Genomic DNA, 11,525 nt, shown 5'->3' with positions numbered 1-11,525 from the left:
AGTTGCTATATTTTGTCTGCTTACTCTAAAAGGTGTAGCGCAGGCTCCATCATCACTTAGCGAGCAGCTATGGCAAAGGGCACAAAAATGCTACTCGATGTTTGAAGATTACGATGAAGACGGAAAAGTAGACTATGGAGAGCTAATAGATGATGCAAGAAACGGCTATTTGAAAGTTTCAGGAAGCTTCCCGACATGTGGTTGTAGTTGTACTAGCGAAATCGGTGCCTATAAAGACCAGTCTGGTCAGTATACTTTTATCGAAAAGGAGACATGGTCATGTTCATGGACAGAGAGGATCCATTCAAATAAAGAAATCGAATCTATATTACCGGACGATCTTATTACCAACGGTTTTTTTTCAGGCCAACCTGATGTTAATAGCGAAACGACCCCTTTTTTCCTGGAAGTAGAAATCCCCAGAGTTGGTACAGATACGAGAGTAGCGCTAAAGCTAATCCCCTTTGGTTTAAAGGTTAAAAGCAAAAGTATAGTGGCGTATGATTATTCTGAAGAAGGAAACTCTTCACCCAAACCTTTATATGGTATCTCGCGAATAGCAGGGAAAGTCAGCAGTTCTCAAATTCTGGATTATATTGTTAAAGGACATTATGACAAAATACCGGCATCAGATCTGTCTGTAATAAATCAATCAATTGGAGAAGACTATGATCAGTTTGCTTCCAAGGCTGAGCTAAGCAAACATCTTCGGGAATTAAAAACTGCATATGAGTTGTATTCATTAATAAAGCATAACACCCTATTGCTAAAATGGAATAGAGATACAGGAAAATTTTCAATAAAGGAAAAAGGTGCTCCTCCGAAACCTATGTCTTTCAGTGAATTTTTAACGGGGAATATGTATTGGGCTATGGTATGTTAATATGGAAGTTGAAATAGAAATCTACGACAAAAGGGAACATTCTATCAACTTCTTGAAAACTTAATATAATTTATAATCTTTCAAAGACTTAAAAGGATTACTTTAGTGCTGTTTTTTAATTAATAGACTTTAGTAATATCCATGTCGCAATCTAACTTCTTCCTTCGGTCCTTTTTTATATTTTGTTTCCTACTGGTCTTATCAGTTTCATGTAAAGAAGACGACTCGGCACCTGTTCCTGGAGACGGAGAAAAAAAGTTAACCATTTTTTTGTTTAATGACCCCCATGGTCAACTGGATAACTTTGCTAAGATCAAGCATATAGTAGATGCCGAAAAGGAGAAGACTAATGTATTGCTGGTTTGTGGAGGTGACATATTTTCCGGCAATCCTATAGTTGATCAATATAATAAGAAAGGCTACCCTATGGTGGACGTTATGAACAGGGCAGGGGTAGATATAGCGGTATTGGGCAATCATGAGTTTGATTACGGAGTGCCTATTCTGAGCAATCGCTACGCCGAAGCCGAGTTTGATTGGGTTTGTGCCAATGTCAATACAAGTGGAAGTGAGCTTCCGCAACCCGACCCTTATAAAACATTAACCATTGACGATTTGAAGATAACTGTACTTGGTCTTGTGGAAACCAACGGAAAAGAAGGGGAGGTTATTCCCTCAACTCACCCTTGGCGTGTTATGGATCTTGAATTTCAGCCTTACACGGATGTGACAGGCCAATATCAAAACCTGAAGACAAGTGAAAATGCAGACGTATATATGGCATTGACCCATCTGGGAGAGTACACCGATAAAGAGTTAGCCAATGACTTTCCGTATTTTGATTTGATCGTAGGAGGGCATAGCCACACTTTTGTAAACGAGAAGGTAAACGGTATCCCGATATTTCAGGTAGGGTCATACCTTTCGCATTTGGGTAAGATAGAGCTTACCGTTAAAGATGGGGAAGTAGAGGTAATTGAAACTGATCTGATTGATTTAAATGAGTATACTGAGGTAGATGAAGAGCTAAAAGGTATTATTGATGCGTATAATGATGCGCCGGAATTTGAAGAAGTTGTCGGTTATGCTACATCGTACCTTAATACTACCGAATTGGGATGTTTTTATACTACTGCCTTGAAAGAATATATGGGGGTAGATGCATCTTTTCAAAATGGTGGAGGCATCCGTGCAGGTATTGATGAAGGAGATATTACCGCGATGGAAATATACAGAATGGATCCTTTCAACAACGGGAGCGTGGTATTTACTATGACCGTGGCAGAGATAAAAGAATTCTTTGAAAACACCGGAGCTCATATGCACATTTCCGGTATTACCTTGGAAAATTCCGGATCGGGAATTATCATCTATAATGAATCTGGAGATGAAATGAATGATAGCGAAACGGTTACGATCGGAATCAACGACTACATACCTGCCGTTCATGACAGCTACTTTAATTATAGCGGAGCAGATATTAAGGAGTTGACCACGGCAGAAACTATCATCCAATATTTGAAGACAGTCAATAGTACAGTGGATTATGAAGGGTGTGACAGGTATTTTTAAAACAATCAGGATATAATGGTTAGCATTCTATGTCACCTTGTATTTCCTCTTTTTCTTTTACAACCAACTGCTACGGCCGAACAAAAAGCAATAGATCACTTCCGGGAGAATATTTATTTGAATCCCGACATTTATAAAAAAACATGTAAAGAAAATAATCAGGACTGCCTGTACCTGGGTACACTGATACCGGATAAATTTATAGGAGATAAATTTCTTGAAGGATTTCAGGTTTTTGTTAATCCTGTTGCAGGTCAATATCCTGATAACATTACATTTCCTGACTCTGCTTATTTAAGAATTGAAGGTCAGGGTCAGTATGAGAGACAAAAAAGAGTTTATGATACCTTTTATTCAGTCAAAGAGCATTTAGAAGAGGTGCATATTGATGTAAAGAGGCCTTTTTTCTCTACTAAAGATGTTCCCTATGACTTTACTGATGATTACGGCCTCTATGTTGTAGTTTCCAAAGCTATTTACACCGGACAGGAATATTTTGTAGAACTGAGCGTTTTTAGTCATTACAACAGTTCACACACTCATGAAGATTCTTTTGGCTACCGGTTTACATTTAATAATGACCTTAAACTAGTGCATACGGAGTTGTTTTATTACTGAATGTACCCAAAACTTAAAATCATATGAGGGGGATGTTGCTTTTTGCGCTGGTTCTTTTTACGATCAGTTTTGATGGCAAAGCACAAATTAATATAACCGGAAAGGTCTTAACATCAAAAGGAGGAGAACCCATTCCATATGCCAACATCGGGATCCTGAATTCGGAAATTGGCACGATCTCCAATGCAGACGGCACCTTTGCATTAATTATTCCGGAAAAATATCATAACGAGCACCTCATCTTTTCATCCATAGGCTTTACCCGGAAAAGTATACCAGTAGTTACTATAAAAGCTGACCGGGAACTTTCCGTTTTGCTGGAAGAAAAAGTGGTTACTTTAAATGCGGTAACTATTTCAGCCCAAAAAGAGAAGAAGAAAAGCAGACAGTTTGGCAATGGGAAGAGCTTATTATTATCAGGCCAGCTATATTCTGACACCCTTTCTGCCGGTAGTGCCATGGCTTTGTTCATTGACAAAAAAGACTATCCTGACCTGACTTATATTCAAAAAGTATCCTTATATATAGCCAAAAACAAATTCCCATCTTTTAAAGTCCGATTAAGGTTCCTCAATATAGACCATGAAACCCTTAAGCCCGGCGCTGACATTTTGCATGAACAGGTTATTGAAACCTCAGACCTCAAAAAAGGGTGGCTCGACTTTACACTTCCCCACAACCTTGAGATCAGGGAGCAGTCTTTTTACATCATGTGCGAGTGGATACTCGACAGTAAAGACCGGCAGTATATTGCAGATAAGTATGCCGAATATATGGAGTTGTACCCTGACCGCGTCTCCTATGACACCGTGCTTGTACAGGGCGAAAAATTAGTGATACCGAAGGTAAGCATGGTAGTGGCCGGAACCGTCTTTGGAACTACGCATTCAAAAGCAGACCTGGAAGAAAATTCATGTTTCTATCGCACAAATAGTTTCGGGGAATGGAAAAGGTCTGCAGGTGTACTCTCCGTAAAACTTGAATTGTCCAATTATCCATTGATGGAGAAATCAGAAAATCTATCAACCCCATGTCCTGATTCATCCGTAGCATGCCAGGTAGATCATTGGGTGGAAAATTTCAGGCAAGGACAATCATTTATGGGGTTACAGCTAGCCATTAGCTCCGGGGGCGAGACCGTATTTTCAAAAGGCTATGGATACTCGGATGCAGAACGAGAAATTGCCGTGCTAAACACAACACAATTCAGGGTAGCCAGCATATCGAAATCTATGACAGCAGCAGGCTTAATGAAACTTACATCGGAAAATAACCTGAACCTGGACACTGCAATTCAAGTATATGTCCCATCATTCCCTGTAAAACATCACCCGGTTACGGCAAGGCAGTTAGCCGGACATTTAGGAGGAATAAGAGGATACCATGGAAAAAGCTGGGACGAAATATTTATTCAGGATCATTTTAATAGCTGTACAGATGCCCTTGCCTTATTTAAGGATGATCCTTTGGCAGTAAAGCCGGGAACAGAATTTTTGTATTCTTCCTATGGGTACACTTTGCTGGGAGCCATGATTGAAAATGTATCCGGACAGCATTATTTAGAATATATGAACAATACCGTATGGAAGCCATTGAAAATGCTCCATACTTATGGAGATATAAAGGATAGTGTAATGCTTAATAAAAGCAAGTTTTACTATTTGTCAGGTAAAGAAGCCGAGCCTTACGACCTGAGCTATTCCTATGCCACCGGGGGGTTGGTTTCTACCTCGGAGGATTTATTAAAGTTCGGTGAAGCATTACTGGATACGGAGTTTCTTGATAAGCAAACTAAAAGCCAGCTCTTTACTACTCAATATACTGAGGATAAACAGCCAACCCATTACGGTATGGGGTGGTATTTGTCAAAGGACAACAATGGCTGTGAAGTCTGGTATCATACCGGAGAACTGCCTTCTTCTGGTTCGATACTCCTGATCTATCCTCAAAAAGGAATTGTTATTTCAATCCTTGCCAATTCCCCGATACTTTCGGGAGATACATTATTATATGATATTCAAAAGCTGGTCGAAATAGTTGAAGCAAAATCTTAACAATGAAATTATCCTCAGCTCCATCAAATTTTCACAAAATAAAACTCAGGAAATTATAAAGTTTATTTAATTTGGAATTTGATTAAACCGGCACATCAGCCTGGGTCATTATCATTTAGCAACAAATTACAAACATGGGACTATTTAGCAGCATCAGAGGGGAGTTCATCGACATAATAGAGTGGACCGACAATACCAATAATACCCTGGTATACCGGTTTGAACGACACGATAATGAAATTAAAAACGGGGCAAAACTTACCGTAAGGGAAGGCCAGGCAGCAGTATTTATTAACGAAGGCCAGCTTGCCGACGTATTTTTGCCAGGCATGTACACCCTTACCACGGCCAACCTCCCTATTCTTTCCACCCTCAAAGGCTGGAAGTATGGCTTCGATAGTCCGTTTAAGGCCGAAGTGTACTTCGTTAGCACCCGTAAATTTACCGATCAGAAATGGGGCACTAAAAACCCCATAACCCTTTCCGACAGCCGGTTCGGCATGTTGGAGATCCGGGCCTTCGGTACCTACGTGATGAGGGTTAATGACCCCGCTCTTTTCATTCGCGAAGTGGTAGGTACAGATGGCCACTTCACTACCGATGAGATCAACAATCAGCTCCGTAGCCTGGTAGTTACGCGTTTTACAGATGCTATTGGAGAGGCTGATCTTCCCGTAGAAAAATATGCTGCGAATACCAACGAGATATCAGGGTTGGTGCAAGGCATTATGCAGGAAGATTTTAAGGTCTACGGTATTGACCTCGCCAATTTTCTCATAGAAAACATCTCCATGCCGGATGAAATTAAGAGCGAGATATTCGAACTAAGCAGGCTCAACGCTGTGGATTTGGATAAATTCGCCAAAATTAAGGCAGCCAAAGCCCTGGAGAAAGCGGCAGAAAACGAAAGCGGTACCGCCGGTGCTGGTATGGGCATGGGTATGGGCTTTGCTATGGCCAACCAGATGGGGCAGGCCTTCTCCCAACAGCAGAACCAACAAACACAAGGCGGACCACCACCACTGCCCAACCAGGTAGCGTTCTATGTGGCTATCAATGGACAGCAGGCCGGGCCGTATGATATGGCAGCTTTGCAACAAATGGTTGCTCAGCAACAAATCACCAGGGAGACTTTGGTCTGGAAGCAGGGCATGGGCAACTGGACGGCAGCAGGCCAGGTGCCGGAGCTTAATAACTTATTTGGTAGCGTACCACCACCACTTCCCCCTCAATAATAATTATGGATCAACAATTAAATCAGGAGGCTGCTGCTACGGGTACCTTTGGCTGCACCTCCTGCGGTGCGGATTTGAAATACAAAGTGGGAACTACCGAGTTGGTATGTGATTATTGTGGTGCTACCAACGAAATTCCACAATCTGAAGTAGCTATTGAAGAGCTGGATTTTGAGGCCCATCTTGACAGGGCATCCGTAGCCCAGGACCATATGGAGCTAAATGTGGTCAAATGCTCTGTTTGTGCCGCAGAATCTTCACTGGAGCCGAACATTACTTCATCACACTGTCCATATTGCGATACGCCGCTGGTTATAAGCAGCGCCCATATTGAAGATATATTACAGCCCAAAAGCCTGTTGCCATTTAAAGTTACCAAAGACGAAGCCCTAAAGGCCTTCCGTAAATGGATTGACAGCCTATGGTTTGCCCCCAATGCCCTGAAAAAAGCAGTGCTTTCATTTGACCACTTTAAAGGAGTCTACCTGCCATACTGGACCTATGACGCCAATACCGATACCCCTTACACCGGGCAGCGGGGAGAGTATTATTACATAACAGAAACCTATACAGCTACCGAAAACGGTAAGTCGGTGACCAAGACCAGACAAGTTCGTAAAACCCGCTGGTATTCAGCTTCGGGCCGTGTGCAGCAGTTCTTCGACGATGTGCTGGTGCCGGCATCCCAGAGCCTGCCCCAAAAGCAGGTAACCGCTCTGCAACCCTGGGACCTGAACAACCTCATTCCGTTTGATGCCAAATACCTGAGCGGATTTATTACCGAAAAATACCAGGTTGATCTAAAACAAGGCTTCGGCCACGCCTGTAGAATCATGGATGGCCGTATCTCCAACCTGATCCGTCAGGATATCGGAGGCGATGAGCAACGTATTCTCAATTACAAAACCGGCTATTCCGACATAACCTTCAAGCACATACTGCTGCCGGCTTACGTGAGCGCATATAACTTCAAAGGCAAACTGTATCGCTTTTTGGTTAATGCCAGAACAGGAGCCGTACAAGGAGAAAGACCATGGAGTATAATCAAGATCGTACTGACCATCCTGGCTGTTATAGGCATCTCAGCACTTTCCTATTGGCTTTTCAGGAAGTAAAATTCAAAAATTATGAAGTATTCCATTTTCGTTCTTTTATTTCTTATGGTCTCCTTTTTTTCAGTGGCTCAAAACAGACTTGAATATGGTACACCAAACTATTTGAATCAAAAACTTGACAGAAGTAAATTTAAGGAATGTGAACTTTTTATCCCCATCAACTATATTGATGCGGAAGAAGATTTTGCAGTAGCAAAAAAATACCACAGTATAGAAATCGTAATCCTCAGTGTAAAGGGTAAAAAGATAAAAGGGTATATAAGAGGATATATTGAGGTGGATGAAAATGGCATTTATTTCCGTCCTTTAGGGGAACATATTTCTGTTAAAAGAATGGAAAATGTTTTATTTATGGATGAAAGGATGCTTTTTTATGAAGCTGATTGCTTTGATGGCAAGAATAAATAGGCTTATAATCTCCAGCCCGTGTCTGTCCCCGACAGGCACGCTGACAGATGGAACATACTACAGATGATCTGCCTGAACATGGAAAGTTCAGCTAGTTATAGCAAAGTAAAAATTCCCTATCTTCTACAACGGAGAGGACATTCAGGCCATGACCAACCTACAGCCCTTTGCAGAGTGAGATAAAACACTGTCCCCTATGCCAGCCGCAGCTCATCTTATGCAGCAAATACTATAAAACTCCCAGAATCAAAACCCTGAAAGGGTGCCATCTACCAGCAAAAGGTGCAGCCTTTTGTAATCAACCACATGCAGCCAAAAGCCCTGCAAGGGTGAAATCACCACTGCCTGGAGATATTACCCACGGCCAGTGCCAAAGAGCAATCCTGGCTTTACCAAACTTTAAGTAAAGCCCATTTTAGTCCTGCTGGTTATTGTTTTAGTAAAATCAAAAACAACCCTTTAACACTTCATTTACAATCTTTAACAACCTATTAACATAAATACTGCCAGAAAAAATGTTGTTTTACCATTTCAATAATTAACTAAACCATTATGAAGCTACCCCTAATCCTTATTACCCTTGCATTTAGTCACTTTGTTTACGGCCAAAGCCCCAATACATATTCTGCAAAAGGGAAAACCCACTTGATCGGAGCGTTTGAACTTACCGTCCTTGAAACCGATACTACCTACAGCAAATGGTATCAAGAGAACTATGAAAATGCCCAACTGGACCTTTCCAAAACAGACTGGAAAGAAAACCTGGGTAATACAAATGTGGAAATTTACATGGGCACCTGGTGCGGCGACAGCAAAAACTGGGTGCCGAAATTTGTGAGAATGTGGGAAGAACTTGGCCTTAAGAGAAGTCAATTGAAATTTATTGCCCTGTATGGTTCCGGAGACCATTATAAGCAAGGGCCTGAGGGAGAGGAGAAAGGTAAGCAAATTCATCGTGTTCCTACCTTTATCTTTAAAAAAGATGATACCGAGTACGCCAGAATTGTCGAAAGCCCGTCCTCTGACTTGATTACAGATGTCGCCCAGATTGCATTAGGGTATCCTTCAAAGCCCAATTATAAAGCAGCCAATTTTCTCCTGAAGCACTTTGCAGAAAATACGATAGATCAAATGCTTGAACAAAAGAGATATTACCTCTACAGTGCATATCATTTGGTAGGTAAAAGCAGTGAATTAAATACTTTAGGCTATGTGCTACTGAAAGCTGGTGAAACGGAAAAGGCTATTTTTACTTTTGAACTTAATACCCACCTGTTCAGGTATGAACCCAATGTTTATGATAGCTATGGAGAAGCACTGGCAGAGGCCGGAAATGTAGAAGAGGCTAGAAAACAGTACCAAAAAGTGCTGGAGCTTGACCCGGAAAATGATAATGCTAAACAACAATTAATGGCTTTGAAGGACTAATACGGCATAGTGCTTTAGCCACTTCAAAATGAACCCACTGGCATAGCCGGCTTGAGATAATCCGGAAACTAAGGCGGCTATAGCCAAAGATTTGGTTATATTACCTAAGTCTTACTATGGGTTTTCGTCAGGTCATATGGAGTTTATGTGTTGCGACCACCACACTTTGGTGCCGCACGACTCATGGTCAGCATCTTACTGAAATATGTAACGAACAAGTAAGTAGAAGAGATAGCCTGTGCCGGGAAATACTTTATGTCCGCCCGAAGGAAGCACTAGAGTTGGCAAGGGAAAACCTCAAAGCCGTTCAAAGACAGTATGATAACGACAAGTGTAAAGGACGCGTATTGCTGACCCTTGGACTGGCCGAGCAATTTACGAATGACCTTGTTAAATCCGTTGAATACCTAAAACAAGCCAATGTAATATTCGAAAGGGAAGGAATGTATGAGGCACTTGTTGAAAGCCATAACCTCATTGGTGGCACCTTTTATAAAATAGGACAGTTCGATCTCACCATTAAGTATACCCTGGAAGTGCTGGAGGTGGCCCAAACCCATGACGTGAGTGGCAAAATCCCGGTTTTGTATAATAACCTTGCCGGAGCATACAAAGAATTAAATCAATTTGAGGAAGCATTGAAATATGCAAACCTGGCTATTGAGGAGGTAGCGGATCAAAAAGATTTTACAGGGTTGATGTATGCGTATAGCACAAAAGGAGAAATATTAATCAGTCAGGGACAATATGATAGCGCGCTATACTTCATGCAGAAAGCCTATGAGACAGGCAATATTCACCATTTACATATTGACTATTCCGAAGCGTTTTGCCTCTACGGGATAGCTGTCAACAACTTCTATCTGGGCAATACCGATCTCGCCATGTCATTAGGCAGCAAAGCTTATCAACTAGCCAATAAAGACCATATGATCTTTATACAAAGAGATATAGCACTCCTGCTGTCCAGACTATGGCACCGGAAGGGCAATGTAGACAGTGCTTTTTTTTACCAGGCGAGAGTGCTGGAAATAGACGATAAAATACAGTCGAAAGAAAAGACCAGCCAACTGAACAATATTATATTCAGAGAGCAGGAAGAGAAGATGGAACGACAGATCGTCAAAACCAAAAAGCAGAGAAACCTTTCTATAGTTAGCGCCATTATAGGCTTTGTATTGATATGTCTGCTTTTGCTTTTTGTCATCGTCAATAAGAAGATACGAAGTCTGTATCAGCAACTAAAAGAGCAAAAAGAAACTATAGAAGCATACAATCATCAGCTTGCAATGCAGCGGGACGAACTTGATAACCTGAATCAACTAAAAGACAGGATGTTTTCAGCAGTAATGCACGATTTTAAAACACCCATCAATACCCTTGAGAGCATGCTCAACCTGCTCATAAAAAAGCACATGTCTCCCGATGAAGCAGTGCCGATTTCAAAAAAGCTCTTACAGAGTGTGCAGCAATCCAAAGCCTCTATCAATAATATTATTACTTGGATAAAGAGCCACTTTCAAGGATTTAACACACAAAAAGAGCCAATAGATTGCGATGATTTGTTCAATGAAATTAAAATTTATCACGCAAGCCCTGCCAGGGAAAAGAAGATAACTATTGAGGTAGAGAACGGCATCACACTGCTGTTTATCTCTGACCGGGAAATCCTGTTCATAGTACTCAACAATTTAATGTCAAATGCCATCAAATTTACAAACAGAAATGGGAAAGTAAGTTTGAAGTCCCATATCGAAGATGAAAGTGTGGTTTTCGAAGTGACTGATACAGGAATAGGTATTCCTGCAGAAGTCCTGAAGAAGTTATTTGGAGCTTCAAATTACTCAACAACAGGTACCTCATTGGAGAAGGGTACAGGATTAGGATTACTGATTTGCAGAGAGTTGCTTGAAAAAATTGGAGGCAGCATATCCGCTGAAAGTGAAACAGGAAAAGGCTCAACTTTCCGGGTTGCAATCCCTTTTGAGAATTCCTGATCTGGAGTAAAATAATCCGATCTTACTCATATGTGCATTTTATCGTTTCAGACTTGGTTCTTGTGATATAAAGTTTAACTATTTGATTATTAATTTATTATTCATTTACAAACGACTACAAATGGATAATAAACGATTACAAATATTTACCATCCGACTATCGCTTTTTACCCGCCCTTACTTTGTGTCAACGAAATCGATGAACAACTCATCAG

At 41.1% G+C, this 11,525-nt stretch carries 9 protein-coding genes; all 9 read left to right on the top strand.

The features are described from left to right. Positions 1 to 883, top strand: an 883-nt coding sequence (locus E1163_RS30485) for a hypothetical protein (protein ID WP_185156010.1), incomplete at its 5' end; no start/stop codon positions are given. A 270-nt stretch (positions 884 to 1,153) separates the two neighbouring features. Then, positions 1,154 to 2,455, top strand: coding sequence for a bifunctional metallophosphatase/5'-nucleotidase (locus tag E1163_RS07770; RefSeq protein WP_185156009.1), 1,302 nt, complete (start codon positions 1,154 to 1,156; stop codon positions 2,453 to 2,455). Between the two features lie 15 nt (positions 2,456 to 2,470). Then, complete coding sequence (locus E1163_RS07765; protein ID WP_155170868.1) at positions 2,471 to 3,073, top strand: hypothetical protein; 603 nt, start codon at positions 2,471 to 2,473, stop codon at positions 3,071 to 3,073. A 23-nt stretch (positions 3,074 to 3,096) separates the two neighbouring features. Continuing rightward, positions 3,097 to 5,127 (top strand): serine hydrolase, encoded by a 2,031-nt coding sequence (locus E1163_RS07760; RefSeq protein ID WP_155170867.1) that lies wholly within the window; start codon positions 3,097 to 3,099, stop codon positions 5,125 to 5,127. Positions 5,128 to 5,261: 134 nt separating this feature from the next. After that, positions 5,262 to 6,362, top strand: a complete 1,101-nt coding sequence (locus E1163_RS07755) for an SPFH domain-containing protein (protein WP_155170866.1) — start codon at positions 5,262 to 5,264, stop codon at positions 6,360 to 6,362. Positions 6,363 to 6,367: 5 nt separating this feature from the next. Beyond that, positions 6,368 to 7,477, top strand: a complete 1,110-nt coding sequence (locus E1163_RS07750; RefSeq protein ID WP_155170865.1) for a TFIIB-type zinc ribbon-containing protein — start codon at positions 6,368 to 6,370, stop codon at positions 7,475 to 7,477. Positions 7,478 to 7,489: 12 nt separating this feature from the next. Further along, a complete protein-coding gene (locus E1163_RS07745) occupies positions 7,490 to 7,885 on the top strand; it encodes a hypothetical protein (RefSeq protein WP_155170864.1) in 396 nt (131 codons plus the stop codon). Between the two features lie 552 nt (positions 7,886 to 8,437). Beyond that, positions 8,438 to 9,313 carry a tetratricopeptide repeat protein gene (locus E1163_RS07740; protein WP_155170863.1) on the top strand — a complete coding sequence of 292 codons (876 nt, stop codon included), beginning with the start codon at positions 8,438 to 8,440 and terminating at the stop codon, positions 9,311 to 9,313. 116 nt (positions 9,314 to 9,429) lie between these two features. Further along, complete coding sequence (locus E1163_RS07735) at positions 9,430 to 11,310, top strand: ATP-binding protein (protein WP_155170862.1); 1,881 nt, start codon at positions 9,430 to 9,432, stop codon at positions 11,308 to 11,310. The last annotated feature ends 215 nt before the right edge of the window (positions 11,311 to 11,525 follow it).

Origin of the sequence: Fulvivirga kasyanovii, assembly GCF_009711405.1 — a bacterium.
Taxonomy (GTDB): Bacteria; Bacteroidota; Bacteroidia; order Cytophagales; family Cyclobacteriaceae; genus Fulvivirga; species Fulvivirga kasyanovii.
Note: the sequence above shows the minus strand (reverse complement) of the source record. Positions and strands in the feature narration are given on the sequence as shown.

Coding starts and splice junctions, on each gene's coding strand:
- E1163_RS07765 (WP_155170868.1), top strand. CDS start 2,471: ATGGTTAGCATTCTATGTCACCTTGTATTTCCTCTTTTTCTTTTACAA.
- E1163_RS07760 (WP_155170867.1), top strand. CDS start 3,097: ATGAGGGGGATGTTGCTTTTTGCGCTGGTTCTTTTTACGATCAGTTTT.
- E1163_RS07755 (WP_155170866.1), top strand. CDS start 5,262: ATGGGACTATTTAGCAGCATCAGAGGGGAGTTCATCGACATAATAGAG.
- E1163_RS07750 (WP_155170865.1), top strand. CDS start 6,368: ATGGATCAACAATTAAATCAGGAGGCTGCTGCTACGGGTACCTTTGGC.
- E1163_RS07745 (WP_155170864.1), top strand. CDS start 7,490: ATGAAGTATTCCATTTTCGTTCTTTTATTTCTTATGGTCTCCTTTTTT.
- E1163_RS07740 (WP_155170863.1), top strand. CDS start 8,438: ATGAAGCTACCCCTAATCCTTATTACCCTTGCATTTAGTCACTTTGTT.
- E1163_RS07735 (WP_155170862.1), top strand. CDS start 9,430: ATGGGTTTTCGTCAGGTCATATGGAGTTTATGTGTTGCGACCACCACA.